Source organism: Paenibacillus sp. WLX2291 (assembly GCF_046603665.1).
GTDB lineage: Bacteria > Bacillota > Bacilli > Paenibacillales > Paenibacillaceae > Saccharibacillus.
In genome coordinates this window covers 527,920-549,577 of record NZ_CP176755.1, presented here as the reverse complement: position 1 = coordinate 549,577, position 21,658 = coordinate 527,920, and the positions used below count along the sequence as shown (strand labels likewise).

At 48.5% G+C, this 21,658-nt stretch carries 17 protein-coding genes; 6 read left to right on the top strand and 11 right to left on the bottom strand.

Features of this window, described 5'->3' with window-relative positions:
• Nucleotides 1-471: 471 nt before the first annotated feature.
• The 3 genes from ACDE64_RS02260 to ACDE64_RS02250 form a co-directional block, all read right to left on the bottom strand.
• The gene (locus tag ACDE64_RS02260; protein ID WP_411348881.1) at nucleotides 472-1,140 is read right to left on the bottom strand and encodes a CpsD/CapB family tyrosine-protein kinase; all 669 of its coding nucleotides are present in this window, start codon (nucleotides 1,138-1,140) and stop codon (nucleotides 472-474) included.
• A complete protein-coding gene (locus ACDE64_RS02255; protein ID WP_411348880.1) occupies nucleotides 1,124-1,876 on the bottom strand; it encodes a YveK family protein in 753 nt (250 codons plus the stop codon). The genes ACDE64_RS02260 and ACDE64_RS02255 overlap by 17 nt, the downstream gene beginning before the upstream one ends.
• A gap of 425 nt (nucleotides 1,877-2,301) precedes the next feature.
• Nucleotides 2,302-2,679: a hypothetical protein gene (locus tag ACDE64_RS02250; protein WP_411344944.1), complete on the bottom strand. Its 378-nt coding sequence runs from the start codon at nucleotides 2,677-2,679 to the stop codon at nucleotides 2,302-2,304.
• A 528-nt stretch (nucleotides 2,680-3,207) separates the two neighbouring features.
• Here ACDE64_RS02250 and mscL point away from each other — a divergent pair.
• On the top strand, nucleotides 3,208-3,693 hold the full coding sequence (gene mscL, locus ACDE64_RS02245; RefSeq protein WP_411344943.1) for a large conductance mechanosensitive channel protein MscL: 486 nt from the start codon (nucleotides 3,208-3,210) through the stop codon (nucleotides 3,691-3,693).
• Between the two features lie 189 nt (nucleotides 3,694-3,882).
• On the opposite strand, the gene ACDE64_RS02240 is transcribed toward mscL, so the two are convergent.
• On the bottom strand, nucleotides 3,883-4,188 hold the full coding sequence (locus tag ACDE64_RS02240) for a hypothetical protein (RefSeq protein WP_411348879.1): 306 nt from the start codon (nucleotides 4,186-4,188) through the stop codon (nucleotides 3,883-3,885).
• A gap of 323 nt (nucleotides 4,189-4,511) precedes the next feature.
• Here ACDE64_RS02240 and ACDE64_RS02235 point away from each other — a divergent pair, with 323 nt between their 5' ends.
• The gene (locus ACDE64_RS02235) at nucleotides 4,512-5,159 is read left to right on the top strand and encodes an NUDIX hydrolase (protein WP_411348878.1); all 648 of its coding nucleotides are present in this window, start codon (nucleotides 4,512-4,514) and stop codon (nucleotides 5,157-5,159) included.
• On the opposite strand, the gene ACDE64_RS02230 is transcribed toward ACDE64_RS02235, so the two are convergent.
• Together ACDE64_RS02230 and ACDE64_RS02225 are read right to left on the bottom strand one after the other, a co-directional pair.
• Nucleotides 5,143-5,925 (bottom strand): TrmB family transcriptional regulator, encoded by a 783-nt coding sequence (locus ACDE64_RS02230; protein WP_411348877.1) that lies wholly within the window; start codon nucleotides 5,923-5,925, stop codon nucleotides 5,143-5,145. The two genes, ACDE64_RS02235 and ACDE64_RS02230, sit on opposite strands and share 17 nt — an antisense overlap.
• A 189-nt stretch (nucleotides 5,926-6,114) precedes the next feature.
• The gene (locus tag ACDE64_RS02225; RefSeq protein ID WP_411348876.1) at nucleotides 6,115-6,960 is read right to left on the bottom strand and encodes a zinc ribbon domain-containing protein; all 846 of its coding nucleotides are present in this window, start codon (nucleotides 6,958-6,960) and stop codon (nucleotides 6,115-6,117) included.
• Between the two features lie 263 nt (nucleotides 6,961-7,223).
• Between ACDE64_RS02225 and ACDE64_RS02220 the strand changes: the two genes are divergently transcribed.
• The 3 genes from ACDE64_RS02220 to ACDE64_RS02210 all read left to right on the top strand — a co-directional run bounded on the left by ACDE64_RS02220 (nucleotide 7,224) and on the right by ACDE64_RS02210 (nucleotide 11,006).
• Complete coding sequence (locus ACDE64_RS02220; RefSeq protein WP_411348875.1) at nucleotides 7,224-9,302, top strand: ATP-dependent helicase; 2,079 nt, start codon at nucleotides 7,224-7,226, stop codon at nucleotides 9,300-9,302.
• Between the two features lie 143 nt (nucleotides 9,303-9,445).
• Nucleotides 9,446-10,084 carry a DUF6088 family protein gene (locus ACDE64_RS02215; RefSeq protein ID WP_411344937.1) on the top strand — a complete coding sequence of 213 codons (639 nt, stop codon included), beginning with the start codon at nucleotides 9,446-9,448 and terminating at the stop codon, nucleotides 10,082-10,084.
• A complete protein-coding gene (locus ACDE64_RS02210; protein ID WP_411350213.1) occupies nucleotides 10,068-11,006 on the top strand; it encodes a nucleotidyl transferase AbiEii/AbiGii toxin family protein in 939 nt (312 codons plus the stop codon). Before ACDE64_RS02215 ends, ACDE64_RS02210 begins: the two co-directional genes overlap by 17 nt.
• 130 nt (nucleotides 11,007-11,136) lie before the next feature.
• Here ACDE64_RS02210 and ACDE64_RS02205 read toward each other — a convergent pair whose 3' ends face one another.
• The 3 genes from ACDE64_RS02205 to ACDE64_RS02195 all read right to left on the bottom strand — a co-directional run bounded on the left by ACDE64_RS02205 (nucleotide 11,137) and on the right by ACDE64_RS02195 (nucleotide 16,362).
• Entirely contained in the window at nucleotides 11,137-12,180 is a 1,044-nt protein-coding gene (locus ACDE64_RS02205) for a D-alanyl-D-alanine carboxypeptidase family protein (protein WP_411348874.1), read from the bottom strand.
• Nucleotides 12,181-12,343: 163 nt separating this feature from the next.
• On the bottom strand, nucleotides 12,344-13,219 hold the full coding sequence (locus tag ACDE64_RS02200; protein ID WP_411348873.1) for a hypothetical protein: 876 nt from the start codon (nucleotides 13,217-13,219) through the stop codon (nucleotides 12,344-12,346).
• Nucleotides 13,216-16,362 carry a DEAD/DEAH box helicase gene (locus tag ACDE64_RS02195; RefSeq protein WP_411350212.1) on the bottom strand — a complete coding sequence of 1,049 codons (3,147 nt, stop codon included), beginning with the start codon at nucleotides 16,360-16,362 and terminating at the stop codon, nucleotides 13,216-13,218. Before ACDE64_RS02195 ends, ACDE64_RS02200 begins: the two co-directional genes overlap by 4 nt.
• A gap of 468 nt (nucleotides 16,363-16,830) precedes the next feature.
• On the opposite strand from ACDE64_RS02195, the gene ACDE64_RS02190 reads away from it, so the two are divergent.
• Nucleotides 16,831-17,547 (top strand): copper homeostasis protein CutC, encoded by a 717-nt coding sequence (locus ACDE64_RS02190; protein WP_411348872.1) that lies wholly within the window; start codon nucleotides 16,831-16,833, stop codon nucleotides 17,545-17,547.
• Nucleotides 17,548-17,757: 210 nt separating this feature from the next.
• Here the strand turns inward: ACDE64_RS02190 and ACDE64_RS02185 are convergent, their stop codons facing one another.
• Together ACDE64_RS02185 and ACDE64_RS02180 are read right to left on the bottom strand one after the other, a co-directional pair.
• Entirely contained in the window at nucleotides 17,758-18,756 is a 999-nt protein-coding gene (locus tag ACDE64_RS02185) for an ROK family protein (RefSeq protein WP_411348871.1), read from the bottom strand.
• 389 nt (nucleotides 18,757-19,145) lie between these two features.
• Nucleotides 19,146-21,590, bottom strand: coding sequence for a TIM-barrel domain-containing protein (locus tag ACDE64_RS02180; protein WP_411348870.1), 2,445 nt, complete (start codon nucleotides 21,588-21,590; stop codon nucleotides 19,146-19,148).
• Nucleotides 21,591-21,658 lie beyond the last annotated feature (68 nt).

The following is a 21,658-nucleotide window of genomic DNA, read 5'->3' as shown; positions in this document are numbered from 1 at the left end:
TTATGTAGGCAATGACGTTCTCCATAACCCCTTGTTATGAAGACTGCACTACCTTCCGATCCATACGCGGGACGCCTGAAACAACGCGTTATACTCTCTCCTTTACTATATATGGATATAACGTATGGTTTCAGACGCACCCGGGTACGTACCGGCAAATAGCAGGTACCGGGCATTCAACCCGTCCTCATCACCATACCTTTGACGATGAACGTCTAAGGCTGCCCCTTGCAGCCCACGGCATGACCGAGTGTCTCCAGTGATATGGGTGCAGGAGGCATTACCCCAAGCTTGGCCTTAGCGGCAAAGAAGATATGTTAAGCAAAGTTATAAAATGTAGTTCATGTACTCATTCATACAATGGTTTTCAGATCGGTTTGATCAACTTTGAAATCCGGTAAGGCCGGTTCACGGCTGAAAGTAACGCGATCCTGTTCCTACTGTCCATGCTGGCACAGTACAGATGAGACGTTATTCGTGATAAGCAGCAGATAATGTTTTGCGACTTGCCTGATTCAGTACGGCGCCGAGTAAGCGGGCACCGACAAATTCCAGACTCGTTACTGCTTTGCTAATATCCTTGCGGCTTTCGCCACCGGACTTGATCACCAGCACCACACCGTCACACAATGCAGTAGCTACTTGCGCGTCGGTAAATGGCAAGGTTGGCGGCGTATCGAGAATGACCAGATCGTACTGCGATTTCACTTCATTCATGAGAGCTTCCATCTGGTGCGAACCAAGAATCTCGGATGGATTCGGTGGAACTGGGCCAGATGTCAGCACGCTGAGGTTCATCGTACGACTGGATTGGATGTTCTTCTCCAGATCTGCCGTATTAAACAGTACATTGGACAATCCCTTGTCATTCGACAGGTTGAAGATGTTGTGCATTGCCGGGTTGCGCAGATCACCATCGACGATCAGTACATTACGACCGGTTTCTGCATAAGCGATAGCGAGATTGGCTACCGTTGTGCTCTTGCCTTCACCGAGTGCCGCCGAAGTGACGAGAATACTTTTCACCTTGGCATCCAATCGGGAAAAATCTATATTGGTACGCAGACCTTTGTAAGATTCTGCGATCAGTGACTTGGGATTCTGTTTCGTAATCAATGGCCATTTAAGTGTGGTTGGCACGTTCCCCACCTCCTACAAAAGGCTTCGCTGGCAGATGTTCTTTGGCTGTCAGGTCTTCTTCATTCATTTTGGCAATCACACCAAGAACGGGAAGTCCGAGTACATCGCGGATATCTTCTTCCGTTTTGATGGAATCGTCCATGTATTCCAGTACAAATGCAACTGCAATACCGATGACGATTGACAGAACCAGTGCAATCAGAACGAACAGAATCGGGCTGTTGCCGATCGGTACGCCGCCTGCGGATGGATCTGCTTCATCCAGTACGTTGATATTGTCCAGCTTCATAATCTGTGGAACTTCACGCTGGAACACAGTTGCGATCGCATTAACCGTCTGTGCTGCACGCTCATAGGAACCATCGGTAACGGTCAGCGACATCACTTGCGTTTCGTTAACCGAGCTTACACTGACCATATTGATAAGCTGCGTGGCATTCAATCCAAGTTCCGGATGTTCTTTTACCACTTTATTCATAATAGCCGGTGTTTTGATGATTTCTTGATACGTCTTAATCAATTGGATGTTGGAGTTGATCGCTCCCAAATCCAGCTGATTGGCTATGCCGTCTGCCGAACTGGATGTACTGTTCACAACCAGCTTAGCGGTCGCCGTATACTTGGGCGTATTCGTCATGAACGCATACACCGCAGTAGCAGCAGTGATGACGAATACGATCAGCAGCACCAGCCAGAGGCGTTTCTTTATGATGTTAAAGTACTGTTTAATCTCCACTATTTCTCCTCCAATAACTTTTGAAATCGGACGTTTATAAACATGTGCCCGTTATCGCCGTGGTCCGTCAGGGTGGGTAGCCATTCTCCTCTCAAGCGCTGTGATGAATATAGTTACAAAAATTCATTTTAAAATTACAAAATTGTAACATGTTCAAAATAGAAAATAACGGCTTTCACTTCATTGCTGATCAAGAGAGATTGCCGTTCTGTATATTATGACTGTTTGAAAGCTGCAAAAGTTGCTTTTCACATTCATTTTCATAATGCGTATGAAATTGTGCCGGTGATAGAAAGTCAATCACTTGGTGACTGGATTTCCATTCACAATGTTATTCGTTTTGAATAACTCCTGCGCTCATTATACTGCCTCATGAAAACTTTGTAAACCACCCATAGTTGCGAAAATGGTTGCAATTCCCATTTTCATGAAGAATGTTTATCTTGCTCTGTCATGAATCCTTCCAGCGTTCCTCCATTGTTGATATGGTTCATGAGATCATTGACATTGGCTTGAACGCCCATTTTCTCGAATACCATATCAATCAGCAATGCAACGTTAACGCTCTTCACAGGCTGATCGGTTAGTGGGCGATACGTTTTATCTTCGTAAATACCCTGATGATAAGAGATTTCCTGATGAATCGGATAGCGAACCAACGACAACCAGTCTGCCAGATGCTCGTCAGATTTGCAAGTTTCACTCTCCTGAAGTGCAGGGTCAATCGAAAGCCGATCAAAGAATGTTTTCACCTCATTCTTCTTTTCAACTCCTACTTGATTAAGGACATACTGATTTCTCACATCAATTCCCTCCTATATTTCCGGTTAGCATTTATTCGTTTTGAATAAATTATAAATTAGGTTATCTGAAAATCATGTCGAAAGCTAGTATAAAAATAAAACTTTATTTATTTAATTTTCGACTTTCCACGGCTTTAGTTTTGGGCTTTAAGACGGGTAAAATGTCGTTTCTGTAACCTTTAGACTCACTTGGCAAGCAAATTTTGTAAGTTTCGGGTCTTTTCGTCTAGTTCCACCCTAGTTTATTGCTTACCCGTTAATTTAAACAGTTCTTTAATTATGAAACAGTAAAAATTTGGGTATTACAGCGGTTAATGAATTGTTACTTTTTATTGAATACGTTTACATTTATTTAATCATAAGGGTTTGTTCTCATTATCAAAAAGGGGCTGCCGCAGGTTTTAGGAAATATGTTAAAATAAAAACGGCTTTTACAGGTGTCCAAAGTTCCAAATCGTCCAATACGACAACTTTTTCCACGAATCGGAGCAAAAACACCAATTTCATAATAAAAAGGAGCTAAGAACTATGGGTTTAATCAAGGAATTTAAAGAATTTGCCGTTCGCGGCAATGTCATCGACCTTGCAGTCGGTGTTATTGTCGGTGCAGCTTTTGGTAAAATCGTTACATCTCTGGTAAATGATATCATTATGCCTCCAATCGGTGCTGTAATGGGCGGCGTCAATTTCAAAGACCTATTCTGGAATCTCGATTCCCTGATGGGCAAAAGCGATAAAGTGTACGCTTCGCTAGCTGAAGCGCAACAAGCAGGAGCTGCTGTTGTCGCTTACGGGCAATTCATCAATACCGTGATCGACTTTCTGATCGTTGCGTTCTGTATCTTCTTGCTCGTCAAAGGCGTGAATATGCTCAAACGCAAAGAACATGCCAAACCAGCTGCGGAAAAAACGACCAAAGCCTGCCCATATTGCACCAATGAGATTTCGATCAAGGCAACACGTTGCCCACACTGCACATCCGAGTTAACTACTGCTCCAGCTGGACTGTCCTGAGCAACTTTACCAGTCTACAAAAGCTTGTCATTTCGTTATGTTCATATCCAATATCGTTACATTCAGCGTATTTTCACAAATATGCAAAAAAGAGCGTATCTTCAGTCTACAAACACTGAGGATACGCTCTTTTGGTACAGTAACAGTACTGGATACTCATTTTTATACTTCCCTGGACTCTGCTTCAAATTAGATGGGGCGATTGGGATTAGGCATTAGATTGGATACGATATTCTTCAAGTCCCGATCTTCGGTGTACTTTTTCTCGCCTGTGTCCAGCTCGCGGATCCGAATATGATCATATCCGGCACTTGGCTGTACCGGCGTAAACCGCATCGGTTCGGTACGATCGGGAGTCACTTCATACTTCATGTCTTTGAACATTTCAGTTAATTGTTCCGTAGTAGGCAGTGCATGACCATCTACGAATACAAGTCCACGCAGTGACTTCACGTCTTGTCCATGTACAACATCAAATTTTACGATACATTCCATATGGTTTCTCTTCCTCTCTGTCTGAATGATAGATATAGCCGATAGCAACACAGGCAGATGATCACTTGCCCTAACGGATTGGCAGCTGGCGGTATACAGAGGTATAATCATAAGCAGATTTATCAGCCATATGATATGGCTAGTTACACTACTTCTACGGAACCGGTTTTGCATAGAATCGTGATTGTATATACGCTTTGCAAAATGGTGATATACACATACGCTGGCTTTACAATTTCCAGTGCTGCACGGCTTACTATTATAATAGTAGAAACACGATCAAAAACCTATGAATCATTTAACGTTTAAGGATGTGATTTTACATGATGAAGCAGGAATTGCTCGATATTTACGATGATCAAGATCGGCATCTTGGCGTCTGTGAACGGTCAGAGGTTCATCGTCTCGGGCACTGGCATCATACGTTTCACTGCTGGCTCGTTCGCGATACACCAGAAGGTCGTATGTTGATTTTCCAAAGGCGGCATCCGGGCAAAGATACGTTTCCCGATCTGTATGATATTACTGCCGCCGGGCACCTATCGGCAGGCGAAACGGTACAACAGGCAGCACGCGAGATTCAAGAGGAGCTAGGATTGCCGCTGACATTTGCCCAATTGACTCCATTGTTCGTTCTGCGAGATGAATCGCAGGGTGAGACGATGCACGGCATGTTTATCGACCGAGAAGTGAGCAGCGTATTCGGCGCATTCAGCGATCGGGAATTGTATGAGTATACGCTACAAGATGATGAAGTGTCTGGCATCTACGAAGCGCGTCTTGATGAGATGACGGAACTATTCGCCGGACAACGCGATCATGTTCAAGCGCGTGGTGTTCACAACGCACCCGTGATGGATCACAACGATGTATTCGACATCTCGGTAACGATAGCTGATTTTGTCCCGCATCAGCCCGGATATTGTGTAAAAACGTTCTCCTTGCTCCAGCAGCTCACTCCGTCGAAATAATACCCGGCAGATAGCGGTCGAGAATCCCAGCATAGCCTTTGCCATAACGACGTACCAGCTCGCTACCGAGATCATTTTCCATTTCGTACAAAATAATTTCCTGTGAGAAATGCTGAAGTAGCAGTTCCGCCATGAGCGGATGCTCGGTTACGAGCGCCTGAGCAGGAATGCCATCGCCTCTCATGCCAACCATACACCAGCGGCGGTCGATCACAAGCCAGAATTTGCGACCGCTGCCACCGTCTTTGAGCAAGGTAATGCCCGGATGATTATCATCCACTCCTTCGAATGACCATAACACCCGCACTCCGCGCTCCTCCGCCTGCTCAAGCTTTTGCCGAAACCACGTCGCTTCTTGACGCCAAATGCCTGCAATAATCTCATCCTGCGCTTTGTCCAGCTCACGAGCCAGCAGTTCCATCACTTTCCGTTCACCGTCCACGATGTAAAACGACGGCTGTTCCGTGCTGCTGATCGGCATTTCCTGTTCCAGATACGATAACGATTCATCCACCTGTCCAGCGATCATACGTGTAAATTCCTGCACGGGCAGCATACTGTAGCGTGCCGGCTCCCCTGGCGTATGCTGCACGACACCTCGCGATACGAGCCGCTGCAATGTGGCATATACGTTCGAGCGCGATACACCAAGACGCTTCGCTACTTCATAACCGGATTGCATCGAATGACGAGCCAGGCAAACCATCACTTTGGCTTCTAATTCGGTAAATCCCAGATTGCGCAAATGATTCAGCAGTTGTTCCATCCCTCTACCGCCTTTCCTGTTTGCCTGTTCCAGCTTCTCGCAGACTATCGCTGGATCGTCCGTACCCGCCCGCTCGCGTGCACGGTTATGTATGCGGCAACAGGCTGATCCATCCGTTTATGCGTCTGTGATCAGCCTGTGCTTGTTGTCCTGTTATGTTATTCTTAGTTGTTAGCATTTGAAAGCAAATTAGCCGACGATTTGCTCGGTGCCGCAGCTTGGGCACCATTTGGAGCCTTTCGGCAATGTTTTCCCACATACTTGACAGCTGAATGTGTCTGGATCGGTCGACGGCGGCACTTCCACCGGTTCCGTTACGATCAATACATCGCCTTCGTCCTCAGCAATCGGTTCCGCAACCGGCGCAGCAGCTACAGGGCGAGCAGTTGAAGCTGACGATGCCGGGCGCTCCGCTGGCGGTTGTTCTTCTGGCTCTTCTTCATGCGGGATACCGAGATCCTGCTTCCATGCACGCACGAGACGATCCAGCTCCTCCTGACGTTCATGCTCCTCACGCTGACGATCAGCGCGGCGGCGTTCTGCTTCATCGGCTGGCAGATCCGACAGATCTGGTTCTGGTTCCGGCTTACGTGATCCTGCCGCTACCGCATAAATGTCCTGCTCCTCGTCCACTTCGCCATCTTCGTCATCATGGAGATGCTGCTCATCGCGCGGAATCGCCAGTTTCTCCATTTTGCGACCACAATTTGGGCAGAAGTTCGCTTCCAGCGCGACTACATTCCCACATTCACACAATCGTTCATTTTTCAAAATGGCAATCCGAGTGCGGATTTCCTCGATCTCTTCATTTAAAAGGTCACAGGCTTTGCACAATTCAGTCATTTCTTCCTCGGCAATGGACATATCGCCAGCGCGGTAGCCTTCGTAAAACACTTCACCCATCCGCATATAATGCACACCGACTTCGCGCTCGATATCGACGATGTGGCCGTTCATCCGGTTGACCTCCACCGCATTCTGTGCGCGCTCGGTCGCTTTGCCGGCACCGCTTTTAAGCCGCTGTAATAAATTCATGACTGTTCTCCTCCTCTAATTCCAACGGATGACCCCGTTTCCCTACTATATATCACTGTTCCATTACAAATCGCCGCAAGCGTTGTATTGGGGGATTACTCAAAAATGTTACATCCATTATAATAGAAGGATATGTACAAAAGTAGCCCCTTATAACGAATATACCCGCAATATAAACAGCTTGTAACCCTATCATAACAAAATTCCGGCTTCTTTGAAAAAAGTGCTTGGAAATGCAGGCGATATAGAAAGGAAGATCCCTCTTGAAAGAGACTACAATCAAAGATTCCCTCCGACCTCAGGGGGTGGCACCACAGACTCCGCTGCCTGCTGCGCAGCCCGCTCCGGCAGATACGAGCGTAACGTTAGTGCCAGACGATGCAGACGATTCCTTTTTCTTTCGAGCATTGGAGCAGCAAGGCATTCTGCTGAATGCGCCACAGATCGAAGCGGTGCGGCATGGCGACGGTCCACTGCTCACACTAGCAGGTGCCGGTTGCGGCAAGACGACCGTGCTGACGGCACGCACCGGGTATTTGTTATCCGTACGCAAAGTGAATCCGCAGCATATTTTACTGGTGACCTTTACAACGAAGGCGGCAGCCGAAATGAAGTCGCGGATTGCCGCTCTGCCTGGTATTACCGCCAAAGTGGCACGGGCAGTTGAAGCACGTACATTTCACTCCTTCGGGTTGTTGCTGCTCCGTCGCTATGGCAATCTGACCGAGGATATTTTCGGTGATACGCGCGCCCAGCATGGTATCATTCAGCGCTTGCGCCGCGAGATTAATTCCACAAGCACGACGCCACCGGAAACATTGCTTGCGATGCTGTCGGCGATCAAGCTGGAAGGCGGTACAGCGGACGATCTGCCAAAGGATACGCCAGAGGAACGCGACCGCTGTGCACTACTGTGTCGGTATGAGGATTGGAAGCAGAATTATCGCAAGCTTGATTTTGACGATATCCTACTGCGTACAGAGAAGCTGTTACAAGACCCGGATCTGCTGCATGTGCTACAGCAGCGATTTCAATATATTATGGTGGATGAATTTCAAGATACGAATCGTCTGCAATACGGTATGGTGCAGAAGCTCGCGGATCAGCACCGCAATCTGATGGTGGTCGGTGACGATGATCAAACGATTTATTCGTTTAACGGGGCGCGTCAGGAATATATTCTCGATTTCCCCAAACAATATACAGGCACACGGATTATTGCGCTGGATATTAACTATCGTAGTCATCCGCAGATTCTTGGACTTGGTGTTCGGCTGATCGCTCACAATCAGGCGCGTCATGCGAAGACACTGCAAGCTGGAGCATCGGCAGGGCAAAGCCCGTATTACTTACGTCCTTCCCATGCGGACGAGGAAGCCGATTGGATTGTACAAAAGCTACGCCAGCAGCAGACAGAAGGGTATGAGCTGGGCGATATCGCTATGTTGCATCGTACTGTTAGCGGTACGCGTGCCATTGCCGAGCGGCTGCTCATGGAAGATATTCCATTTATTCAGTATGGCGAAGCGCCCGTGTTCTACGATCATTCACTGATTCGTCCGGTGATGGATCATCTGCGGCTGGCGGTCAATCCGCGCCGAATGGATGCACTACCGGGAGTGATTGGACCGCTGTACATTTCCCGTGATGTTGGAATGGATCACATTATGGCTCAAGAGCAGCGACAAGCGAAAAAGTACCCGCTCATTCATCTGTACCATTGGGAGAAGCTGCAATCGTTTCAGCGCCAGCAGGTGAAGGATCGGATCGTGTTTTTGAAAAAGCTGCGCGAATTAAAGCCAGTGTATGCGATTCGCGAGATTCGGCGGGTCTTTTATGATAAATTTGCTAGTGCCGACTTTAGCGGCCCTGCCACCCGGCATAAGGATAATATCCGCGAGACACTGGATGAATTAGAAAGTGCGGCAGCAAAGTTTACAACAGTCGAGGAAATGGTTACGTTTGCCGATGATCTGTCAGTGAAGCGCGAGAAGATGATCGAGCTGATGAAGCAGGAGTCGCCACAAGGCATTCATCTTATGACCGTTCACCGGGCAAAAGGGCTGGAGTTCCCTTGCGTCTATCTGCTTGGCGCGTCCGAAGGCATTCTGCCGCACAAAGCGGCACTGCTGGAAGAAGCACCGGAGGATGTGAAGGCAGGTCAAGGCATGACAGGACCTGATCCAGAAGGCAAGCTAATGCAGGCGGCGTTGGAAGAAGAACGACGAATCGCTTATGTAGCGGTGACGCGGGCGAAGCATGAGCTGTACATTTCGTCACCTGTTATGCACCACGGCAAGACCGTGCCGCCGTCGCGATTTTTGCTGGAAGCTTTTAAGTAGGCTGATGTTGGAATGAATGCAGAAGGCAGTGCGATTGCAAGTGGGATGGCACTGCCTTTTTCGAGTATGTTTTGTCTCGATTTTTGACTTTTTCAGTTGAAATGATGGTAAAATAAAAGTATACATGCGAAGGAGGTGAAGAAATGAATTCTTTGAAAGAGCAGCTGTTAGATCGTTATGGATACAATGAGCCTATTATTATTAATCAGATGAGAAATGAGTATTTTGGCTTAAAAAAGGACAGTTTACGTAGAAATCTAAATCGACTTGTGCAAAAAGGAGAAGTCGAGCGTTTCAGTGAAGGCGTATATTATTTTCCCAAGTGGAACAAACTGCTTAATCGCAAATCTTTAATCAGTGAGCAGGCGGTTATTGAGAAAAAATATATTCGAAATGATACGGATGTGTATGGGTATGTGTCTGGGCTGGCTTTTGCCAATCAGTTAAAGTTGACCACACAAGTCCCTGCTCTACTGGAAATTGTCACCGAGCACAATGCATCTAAGAAAAGAATGGTTACGTTAAAAAATTACACTCTTATTTTAAGAAAACCCAAAGTACCTGTTACTTCACAAAACGTAAAATGGTTGCAGGTGCTTGATTTATTATCTGGCAGTTCTGCCTATATCGAAACTGATCTCACATATACTCGTGAACAAATCAAACGATATCTAACCAGCACAACGCCTTGTGTAGGAGATTATGAATGGATCTTATCGCAGTATTCCCGAAAAACGAGAGAACGATTGAAGGAGCTTGGGATTGATGATGCAGTTATATGAAGATCGAGAGACTTTTGAACAATTGGTTATTCTTACTAGCCAGTATACAGCTATACCAGAAGCTATTATTGAGAAGGATTATTATGTTTCACTTTTATTAAATGAACTAAGCCAGTGCATACCGGATCTTATCTTTAAAGGTGGTACTTCTTTATCCAAGGCATACCGGCTCATTGATCGATTCTCTGAAGATATTGACCTGTCTATTTTTAACGCAGATCATCACTTGCCTGCACAACGTGATCTAAAATATATTCATCAAACCATTATGGATGTAGTGAATAAAGTAGGTTTAGTGATACAAAATCCCGAACATATACGTTCAAGAGGGCGGGTAAATCGATATGAAATCATCTACGACCATATTCATATCACCGATACTTTAAAAGATCATGTATTAATTGAAACGTATTTTGTTCATGCCCCTTATCCTTGCGAGAAGACAACCATTTCCAATTATATCTATGATTATATCCAGCAGGACAATATGCTTCATCTTGCAGATCAATTTACAGAGTTGGTTCCTTTTGATATGAAAGTGCAAAGTCTACATCGGACATTTATCGATAAACTGTTTGCCATATGCGATAAATACGAAGCGCGCACACCGGATAAATTTTCGAGGCATTTATATGATTTGTATCATATATGGGACATCATACAGACTGATCAGCATGAGCTGTTAGCTTTGTTCTCTTTAGTACAATCGGATTTATCCAAAGATATTGAGCGTAATCCTTCATCCGCAACGGACTATCCATTTCAACAACGTTTAATTGAAATTCTGGATACCAACTTTTTTGAAAACGACTATAACCGTTTGACCATGCAACTGTTCGTACATAATTCTGTTCCCTACGATCAAATCGTTACATTTCTTAGAAAAGTATTTAAGCAATTACAATTTAATGCTAGATACTAGCAATGTCTACAGTAGAAATTCTCTAAAAACATAATTGCACAAATAACAAGAACGTCTTTCGTTTTGCATCCGAAGGCGTTCTTGTTGTTTGTATGATGTGATTATCGTATAGTCTGATCTAACTAGCGACTCAGTTCTTGATAGTATCCTGATCGAAATACTCTTCAAGTGTTAATCCCTTGGCAGTAACATCCTCAGCCAGATCTTTGCCGATATAGCGGATGTGCCACGGTTCCCATGTATAGCCGGTTTTGGATTCGCCATTCTCGGTGTAGCGGATTACGAAGCCATAGTCCGGTGCGTTCTTTTTCAGCCATTTGCCTTCGGCAGTTGCACCAAAGCTCTGTTCCAGCCCATAACCAATGCCGGGACCGGAGACGTCGATTGCAAGCCCTGTCTGATGCTCACTTGTACCCGGACGCGCGCTGACGCGATCGGTATACGCTTTGCCTTTGGTCGCCACATTGTTATTGTAAATGGCAACCTGGCGTTTGTAGGAGCGATAGCCAGAGACGGCGCGCAGATCAAGCCCTTCTTTTTTCGCTGCGGCAAACAATTGCTCTAGCGCTGCGGCTGCTTTTTTGCGCATATGACTTTTTTCGAGGACACCGTCATAGGAAAAGGCAACGTCAGGCACGACCAGATCAGGCGGCACGTAGCCGTCGGGCAAGAAACGTTCCTTGTTGGCGATTACGGTGAGCGATTCTGGATTGGTCACGACCATTTTGCCGTCCTTTTTCTCAATCGTGGATTGCAGTGAGCTGTCTTCACGCTGCTGAATCAGGGATGCGGCATCGCTGCTTGCATCGGTACTGCTACTCTCGTTCGAATCTGATGTACCGCTGTTGCTAGTCGCATCGCTGCTTTGTCCGTTATCGGAAGACGAACCACTGCTGGACGCGCCTGTTTGTGTTGTACCGGTATTGGAGCTACTATCTGTTCCACTGGCGGCATTGCTATCGGAACCAGTGGTACTATTGTTCGTACTGTCCGTAGCATTGCTCGTTTCACTGTCATTCGTATTATTCCCGTTATCTGTCTGTTGAGTGCCAGTCGTACTGGATGCTTGTCCGCTGGATGCCGTCGGTTGCGTTCCCGCACAACCAGCGAATACGAGCCCGGACATTAGCACGCCCGCAGGTAGCGCCCATTTCCATGATGATTGCTTTTTCATGTGAAGTCTCCTTTGTGATTGAACTGCCCTGGAAATAAATAGAGCCGGCTGTTAACTGCTCCGGCTCCTTTCCTACATTGCAATACATACCTTTGTCGTCTTAACGCTGAAATCTGAACCAGCTACAATCTCGAACATGTGAAAAGTGAAGGGGCGGCGCAGTCTACTTTTTGCCTCGTTGGGCAGTCAGTTGACGTTGCTTGATTCGTTCGGCAACACGGCGACGAATCTCTTCGTACCCGTCCATCGCCGGTTTCACTTCCGGTACAATTCCTCCGACTTGCGGCAGCTGCTGCTTGTCTTCGCCATCTGTGCCGAAAACAGGCGGCGACTTGGTAGCTGGTTGCCAGACGATATCCGCCTGATCCAGATACGCCTGTACATCGGCCAATCCTTCGCCCACTTGATGCAGATTGCCCGCAGCAGCAGCTTCGGCAAGCAGACTGCCCAGACTTGGCTCGTCGGATAACGATGTCTCTTCCTGTTCCTCCTCCTGCCCATCGGCAGAAGGCAATGGAGCAGCAGGCATATCGTTACGCCAGCATGTCCATACCTGTTCAAGCACCTGCTCACACGTTCGTCCTGCCAGTGTCCAGGCAAGCAGCGGTTGCTGCTCGAGCACAGACTTTATTTTATCCAGTACGAATACAATAGAGTCATCATCCAACTGAGCAGCAGATATTACCTCTGTCCACGATGGACCAGCTTCTCCAATGTACGGGGTAAACGATAGCAACTTGTGCAAGATCGTAGTGTCTTCTTCCTGTCCGACCAATGATTGCAGACTGAGAATACCCGGCGCCTTGCCGGAAGGTGCAACATCTTCGCCAGCAGCATCAGGGTCACTGGACAGCAGCAGATGCAACTGAACCGCAGACATGCTGAGCTGCTCCATCATACGCTGAAGTGCTGCCGGTTCTGGTGGCTCTACTTTTATTGTAACCGATACAGGTTCCGAAGTAGAAGTTTGGCGCACTGTCGCCTGAATCTGTCCCGGCTCTATGCCGTATTGCTCCAGTATCCATCGCTCGCTGCTCATTCTTCAGTCCCCCATTCTGCCGCTTGCAGGGAAACGAGTTGCTTCAGTTCCTCGTCCGACATTTCGGTCAACCACTGCTCCCCAGCACCGACTACCTGCTCAGCCAATGTTTTCTTACTTTCGATCAATTCGTCGATTCGTTCTTCCAACGTACCTTGACAGATCAGCTTGTGCACCTGCACATTGCGCTGCTGTCCGATTCGGAAGACGCGATCCGTCGCCTGATTCTCAACCGCGGGATTCCACCAGCGATCATAGTGGACAACATGGTTCGCCCGAGTCAGATTCAAACCGACGCCGCCTGCCTTGAGCGACAAGACGAAGATCGGTGGTCCTTCACCTTGCTGGAACAAACGGATCATCTCGTCGCGGCTTGCCTTACTCACACCACCATGCAGGAAAAATGGCTCCTGTCCGTAGTGACGTCCCAGTCGCGAAGTCAGCAGTTCACCCATCTCTACATATTGCGTAAACACGAGCGCCGCTTCCCCACTATCGCGAATCATATCCAGCAATTCGATCAGACGTGCCATTTTGCCAGAGCGTTCTTGCTTGCCTGTATCGCTTCGACCACTGCTACCGATCAGAAATGGATGATCGCATATCTGCTTGAGCTTCGTTAGCGATGACAAAACGATCCCTTTGCGGGTAATGCCTTCGCTATTACTCATGCGTCCGAGCATATCGGATACGACATTCTGATACATGCCTGCTTGTTCGACGGTCATATAACAGTACGACTTCAACTCGATCTTGTCCGGCAGATCGCGGCGGATGTCCGGGTCGCTTTTGAGACGACGCAGCATGAACGGTGCTACCAGCTTACGCAGCGTTGATAATTTGCCTTCCGTTTCCGGTCCACCTGCTGCGTTATATGTCTGACGGAAACCCGACGCAGTGCCGAGATACCCCGGATTCAAAAATTGGAAAATCGACCACAACTCGCTCAACCGATTCTCTACCGGTGTACCGGTCATCGCAATCCGGTGCGGCGCATTCAGCTTCATGACGCTCTGCGCCTGCTTGGTACGGTAGTTCTTAATATATTGAGCCTCATCCAGCACAATGGATGACCATTCCACCTGACGCAAATCTTCACCATCGCGTCCAGCGAGATGATACGTCGTGAGTACGATATTGTGCGAACGTGCTTCATTGATAAATTCCTGTCCACGCGGACGACGGCTACCGTGATGAATATACATTCTCATCTCCGGCGAGAACCGTTCCAGCTCACGCTGCCAGTTGCCTAGCAGTGAAGTCGGACAGATAATCAGACGCGGTGCAGTCGCCGGTTGATCCAGCATGCAGGTGATGACCTGTACCGTTTTACCAAGACCCATATCGTCCGCCAAACATGCGCCAAAGCCCAGATCGCGCATCGTAGCGAGCCACTGGAAGCCGCGCTCCTGATACGGACGCAGCGTACCGTGTAATCCTTCTGGCACTTCACGCTTCGGCAGATTGCGCCATGCGCTGCCATCCATCAGATTGCTCAGCAGCGGATTACTTTCAATCTCAAAAATATGCAATCCGTTCCACAGCGCATCCTGTTCCTCGGCATAAATATGCATTAACTCATTAAACGAAATCTCGCCTTCCTCATGACGACGGATAAAACGTAACACCTGCTTGATCTCGTTCAGATCCACTTCGACCCAGCCGCCATCCAGCGGAATGATCGGTACGCCGTTTTTGACGATCTCTGCCAGTTCGGTAGCAGACAATGTTTTGCCATCCAGTACGGCTTGCGGCTCAAATGATACCATCTGCTCCATACCTAGTCGCGAATGTTCATTCGGGTTACGCTTTTCATGTGGCTGTGCGGTTTTTACTTTTAGCTTCAGACCGGTGCGGCGCTTGCCTTCCCGTGTCCAGCGCGATGGAATCTGTACTGCAATGCCCGCTTTGCGCAGACGCGGCACATCTTCCTTGAGAAACGTATACACATCCGCCGCTTCCAGCATACCGCCGACCGGATGCGGATGATCAATCCAGAAACGTACAATGTCGGAGCACTCTGATGCGCGTCCTAGCTGAATGAGCATCGACTGCTGTACCCGCTCATACGTCCGTCCGCGTACAACCAGACGAGATTCTTCATGCCGCCACAATAGTGCAGCTGGCAGCAAGACTGCCGGATCAGATTCATCGCCTGCCCAGAATGACATACGCCATTCCTGTAGCGCTGGCGGTAATGCATCGTTGTAACTGCCCGGTTCGCTTGCCGCTGGGGGTTCCAGTCGCACAACGAGTGACAATTCGCCATGAGTATCAGACGAGCTGCCCGCTTCCGGCATAGGCACTTCCGCTCCGTTATGTTGACGAATCTCCGCTTCAAGTTCCGCCATATCCTCGGCTGTGCCCTGTACTGCCAACTCAGCAGATGCGTCGAACAGCGTGTTCCACCACAGATGTGCCTGTGGCGACGAGCCACGGCGATAATTCGCCTGATACATGCGGAATTTGCCATAACCTGCATCCCGCAGCATCCGGCGCACTTCGGCATCCATCATCGCAACGAGGAACGAATGCAGCACTTCGGCGCGTGCGCGCGAAGCAACCGGCAGCTCAGATGAGGAAAAGAGCGACAATGCCGACAATCCGATCATCGGAATCGCCTCCGCCAGTTTGGCAAACATCTCGCGATCTTCACCTACTAACAGCGGCTTCCATACGCCATGCAATGACGCTTGTGAGCTGCGTCGTCCGGTACCGGCAACAATTTTGCTATCCGGTACGATTTTGCCTTCGCGCAGCAATTTCTCTGCAAACCGGGCGACGGTTTGCCAGTATTTCATCTCGCTACCGGGCGTGATGCCCTGCGAGGTAATGACTTGTTCATCCCAGGATAGCAGCAGATCATATGCCTGCTCCGCAGACAGGGCAAGCCCCTCCACCATGCGTCCAGGCAATCGTTTATTACGTCCAGCACGGCGTGGCACCGGTTCTTTGGATGTATTGACCGGGCCGGATTTCAGCTCCGCCAATCGCAGACCGGATTGCGCAAACGGGCGCGTGCCCGCTGGCAATTGCACACGGCGCATAACTTTCATCCATGCGTCTACCTTCGGCTCCGACATTTCGCCGGAAAAACAGAAAAATACGTCTCCAATCCATATTCCATATAACGGTTGATCCATCATCGTCTCCCGTCCATCTTGGTCAAATCTTTGCGATCGTTGTAATTGGTATTTGTTTTCATTACAGGGTATCCCTTTCATCGCCTGTTCGTAATCCACAGACTGCTGTCGGTCCTCTGTTCCTTTTCCTGCCCAATAGAACGAACAATACGCCCAGAACAGGTATCTTATCTATTATAAGATTGCTTGTGCAAAAATACCATCCCTGCTTTATTTGTAAAGCTGTGCAAATCGCGTTCTTGCGCGTAAAAATCAATATCCGACATCCTATCGTGATCCTTCTGTTGCGCCTTATTTTGAATATATGTCATCAGCTTCATCCTAATCAGAAAGGATTGCAATCATCGTGAAAAGAGTACGGTATATGGAAATCGGTTATAATAACGCCAGACCCTGTACGAGTATGACCGATGAGTACTATTCGTTCTACCGATCTTCTATAGTAAACCAATGGAAAGGATGAAGTTGATGTTGCACAATTCTCCTCTGCTTGAAGTGATCGCCACCAGCCCGGAAGATGCGATTATCGCCGAAGCCGCTGGTGCCAACCGGATTGAATTGATCTCTGCCCAATCCGAAGGCGGGCTAACGCCTAGTCTTGGGATGATCCAAGAAGTTGTCTCCTCTGTCTCTATTCCGGTACATGTGATGCTGCGTCCGCATAGCCGTAATTTCCGTTATGAAGTTGGCGAGATCAACAGCATGCTGCGCGATGCGCAATTGATCGCCAATACGAGAGCGGCTGCGCTTGTGCTGGGCGTGCTGGACGATGCACAGCATGTGGATACGCAAGTATTGTCGCGCCTGCTGTCAGCAGCGCCAGATATCAAAGTGACGTTTCACCGTGCCATCGATGAAGCGGCGGACATTCGTGAGGCGATCATAACGCTGAGCCAATATCCGCAGATTACGCGCATTCTGACGTCTGGTGGACGCTCGTCAGTGCTAGATGCGGCAGATGAATGGTCTTCCCTGCAACAACTGGCAGAACAGCATCATATTACGCTGCTTGCCGGGGCAGGGCTGACGCTGGATACGCTGGGTGACTTTGTCCGTCGTACTGATGTACGTGAAGTGCATCTGGGCAGTGCGGTTCGGTGCGAGGGAAATATTGCATTGCCGCTTGATCCACAACGCATTCGGCAAGCACGACAGATTCTGGATGAAGCCCATACTCCACTTTGATCGTAAACAAGTGCTCTTCATTTTGCGCTACAACACAAACATCCCCTTCCGTTCCACCACGAGCTATTCATCGTAAGCAGATGATTGGCTTGTTGGTGTATTCGAAAGGGGATGTTGAAATGGTCATACTGGAAGGGACAATTTACAGTGAACACACGCTGTCATTGTATCCGTATATCTATTCTCTCTTTATTCTATCTCTATCTCTTTCTAGCCTTGCGTACGCATCTGAAGTGCATAGCGCTGCATCGCAATACGTGCTGCGCCAATCATACCAGCATGATTACCGAGCAGTGCCGGTTCCAGTCGCACCGGTCTACCACCCAATTCGTCGATGCGTTGATTCAGTAATTTCCACCATGTTTCACGTGTAACAATGATGCCGCCGCCGATCACGATTGCCTGCGGATCGAAGATCTGATCCAGATTGATGATTGTGCTGGCAAGGTCGTTCAGCCAGTTGTCGAGAATATACCGGGCGCTACAATCGCCACGGCGCGCGTACTTTAACAGTTCGCGCGATGTCCAGCCCGGCTGATGTTGATAAGCCAATCGGTTCAGCGCTTTGCCGGATACATATTGCTCCACACAGCCCTTTTTGCCGCAATTGCACTGTACGCCGCCCGGATGGAGAATCATATGCCCTAACTCGCCTGCACCGCCATATTGTCCAGAAATAATCTCTCCGTAATGCACCAGCGCACCGCCAACACCAGTTCCAATCGTCAGCATAATCCACGAATGAATATCTGCCGCTGAACCGATCCAGTCCTCGCCTGCCGCTGCCGCATGGGCATCGTTCACAGTAAATACCGGCAAACCAGTCATTTCCGATACTTTCTCCGCCAGATGCAGACCTTTCCAGCCGGGCAGATTGTCGGTCGCGTCGATGACGATGCCACTCTCACGATCGATGCGTCCCGCCGAACCGATGCCGATTGCCTTAACGGTAATAATGTTTTGTTTGACTCGGTCATAAACGATACTTTTCAATTCATTGGCGATATACAGCACTCGACCTAGTACATGTTCTGCGCCCTGTTCCGCCTGAGTGGGCAATTCCATGCGTTCGATCATTTGTCCGCTGTCGCTGACCAGTGCCCCTTTGATTCCCGTACCGCCAATATCGATTCCGATCCAGTATGATTGCATATCCATCATCTCCATGAGTGCATTGATTGTATAAGTAGATACAGCTTGATTCGCCATACTGTAAAGCGTCCATCATCTTTCATGTAAGGTACTTGCGCGAATACTACTGTAAGATATTTGGCTGAAGCAACCATCACTTGGGATTGCACCTCGCGTTTGCAGATGACCAACGCTGACATGAGTATAAAGGATTATGTAATTCCGTAGGGTTCTCCATGTTTATCGATATTTTATCTGTAAAAGATTATACCATCTGCACAAATAAGCACCAGAATCCGCGTATCGCGTCCTTTTCTCCGTGCGTAGCACGCTAAATCGCTTACGCGGCTTGAAATGGGGAAAAACCGCCTTTCGGTATCTCTCCGAAAAAGCGGTTTTTCCTGAACTGCTGCCTATGCAGGCTGAATGCTGATCGTGAATGAATGTGTCGTTTACTGGACGCTATATTACACTTTCAGCACGAGTTCATCCAGCTTGCGATCTTCGATTTGAATGAGAATATCGCCGCTGTTATCGTCGATGCTCCAACCGATTTTGCCTTCTGCCAGATCATCGAGCGAGATGCGTTCGAGCTGTTCTACACTAGAAGGCTTGAACGCGGGTTGACGCAGAGTGAAGCGCAGATGCTGACGTTTCGGTACATACGTGTCTTCCATGTATTGAATCATCAAGCGCAGCGAATCTTGCTGACCTTGCGCACGGATATACAGCTTGGACGTTTTGCCACTCTCATAAGCAAATGTCTCACCGTCATCCTCATACAATGTATATTTAACTTCAAAGTCCGGGTTTGTATCCGCACCATACAGATGGAAGGTGACCACATCGTCGGAATCATGATCACCGCTATATTGATACAGCGCCCCTTCCGCCACAATCGCTCCGGCACGTACATACATCGGCAACACGTCCAGTGGCGCATCCGCCAGAATCGTACGTCCACCTTCATGCTTCTCGCCTGTCCAGTAATCATGCCATACACCTTCCGGCAAATAAACGCTACGATAATCCGTATCCGGGCGATATACTGGCGCGATAATTACATCCGGTCCGAGCAGAAATTGATCGCACAGATTCGTCACTTTCGGATCATTCGGATATTCGAGCAGCAACGGGCGCATGATCGGCATCCCCGTCTGAGACGCTTCATAGAACAAATTGTACAGATGCGGCATCCAGCGGTAACGCAGACTAATGTACTCGCGCAGAATCTCCTCTACCTGTTCTCCAAATGCCCACGGCTCCTGACGCGTCGTACCGAGCGCCGAATGGTTACGGCAATACGGGAAAAAGACTCCCATCTGTGTCCAGCGTACTAGCAATTGTGCCGACGTATGATGGGCAAAGCCGCCAATGTCCGGCCCAGCAAACGGCAATCCAGACAAGCCCATATTCAGCACCATCGGAATCGCCATCGCCATATGCTCCCAGAAGCTACGGTTATCGCCTGTCCAGATCGCTGCATACCGCTGGATACCCGAATATCCGGCACGCGTTAGCACGAACGGACGACGCCCGTTCATATGCCGTTTCATCCCTTCATACGTCGCACGCGACATTAGCATTCCGTACAGATTATGAATCTCCTCATGCGTAACCGGATCGCCATCGTTCAGATGCATCACATCCGGGTCCATCGTTTTCAACTCGTTAAAAATCGCCGGTTCGTTCATATCATTCCAGATGCCGTCGATCCCGAGCGAAGCATAAAATTCATGCAGATCGCCCCACCATTGCGATGTGCGCGTCTCTGTAAAGTCAGGAAACGCACTCGTACCCGGCCATACATCGCCAAAATAAATATCACCTTCCAGATGACGACAGAAATGTTCCTCCTGCACACCTTCACGATAAATACGATATTTAGGATCTTTTTTCACGCCGGGATCGACGATCGGCACGATCCGTATGCCCATCTCACGCAGCTCTGCCAGCATTTCTTTGGGATTGGGGAAACGAATCTGGTCAAACGTGAATACGCGGTATTCATCCATATAATGAATATCCAGATAGATCACATCGCACGGAATCTGCTTGTCGCGGAATTTGTGCGCCAGATCCATCACTTCCGCCTGATTCATATAGCTATACCGGGACTGATGATAACCAAGCGCCCATTTCGGCGGCAACGTAATCCGTCCGGTCAGTGCAGTATATTGATTAATAATATCTTTGATCTCCGGTCCATAGATAAAATAAATATCATACGCTCCCGTCATGCAGCCGACCGTATACGCAACACCATGCGAGCGCATATCAAATTCCGAACGTCCCGGGTTGTCGAGGAAAATGCCATACGTCAGCCCACTATGCGTATGGATGAGCAGCGGAATCGATTGATACAGCGCCTCAATCTCCGGCATATGGGGCGCGTAAACGTCTGTATTCCACATCGTATATCGCTCTCCACGCTTATCGAGAAAACTGGACTTCTCGCCCAGACCGTAAAAGTGCGAGTCTTCTTCCATATTAAACAGCGCACTCGTTGCCCCGCGTGGACTCCAGCTCACACTTTCCTGACGAGCCACCTCTACGCCTTCCTTGTTAAACACCGTTAGTGCAAACGTTTGCTTATCCAAGGAAACGATCAGCTCACCTGTACTAAAATTCAAATGACCTTCTGTTTCTTCTACATCCGGTTTGATAATTTCTTGAGATGGCAGCACAGCAATCGTCGTGGTCAGATCAATGACCCCTTCACCAAACACCTTGAAGCGAAACTGCGTCGGCGAGAAAAACACCAGCACCGCTCCCGCCTTCTGACCATGGCACAGATAGGCGCCATCATATTCGCGCCAGTCGCGTAACTGACCAAACGTATTCCATACTTCTTGTATGACGGGGGCGTCCGCTTTATCGGGGTGTATCGCTTCGCTTGTATCTTCCATCATTGGTTTTCCCTCCATGGCTGGTAATGTGAACTGAGAAACAGATTGATCGTTATCGCTGCATCATGGGC

Bases quoted from the DNA above. Each gene is read 5' to 3' on its own strand.
- mscL (WP_411344943.1), top strand. From the start codon at position 3,208: ATGGGTTTAATCAAGGAATTTAAAGAATTTGCCGTTCGCGGCAATGTC.
- ACDE64_RS02240 (WP_411348879.1), bottom strand. From the start codon at position 4,188: ATGGAATGTATCGTAAAATTTGATGTTGTACATGGACAAGACGTGAAG.
- ACDE64_RS02235 (WP_411348878.1), top strand. From the start codon at position 4,512: ATGATGAAGCAGGAATTGCTCGATATTTACGATGATCAAGATCGGCAT.
- ACDE64_RS02230 (WP_411348877.1), bottom strand. From the start codon at position 5,925: ATGGAACAACTGCTGAATCATTTGCGCAATCTGGGATTTACCGAATTA.
- ACDE64_RS02225 (WP_411348876.1), bottom strand. From the start codon at position 6,960: ATGAATTTATTACAGCGGCTTAAAAGCGGTGCCGGCAAAGCGACCGAG.
- ACDE64_RS02215 (WP_411344937.1), top strand. From the start codon at position 9,446: ATGAATTCTTTGAAAGAGCAGCTGTTAGATCGTTATGGATACAATGAG.
- ACDE64_RS02210 (WP_411350213.1), top strand. From the start codon at position 10,068: ATGATGCAGTTATATGAAGATCGAGAGACTTTTGAACAATTGGTTATT.
- ACDE64_RS02205 (WP_411348874.1), bottom strand. From the start codon at position 12,180: ATGAAAAAGCAATCATCATGGAAATGGGCGCTACCTGCGGGCGTGCTA.
- ACDE64_RS02200 (WP_411348873.1), bottom strand. From the start codon at position 13,219: ATGAGCAGCGAGCGATGGATACTGGAGCAATACGGCATAGAGCCGGGA.
- ACDE64_RS02195 (WP_411350212.1), bottom strand. From the start codon at position 16,362: ATGGATCAACCGTTATATGGAATATGGATTGGAGACGTATTTTTCTGT.
- ACDE64_RS02190 (WP_411348872.1), top strand. From the start codon at position 16,831: ATGTTGCACAATTCTCCTCTGCTTGAAGTGATCGCCACCAGCCCGGAA.
- ACDE64_RS02185 (WP_411348871.1), bottom strand. From the start codon at position 18,756: ATGGCGAATCAAGCTGTATCTACTTATACAATCAATGCACTCATGGAG.
- ACDE64_RS02180 (WP_411348870.1), bottom strand. From the start codon at position 21,590: ATGATGGAAGATACAAGCGAAGCGATACACCCCGATAAAGCGGACGCC.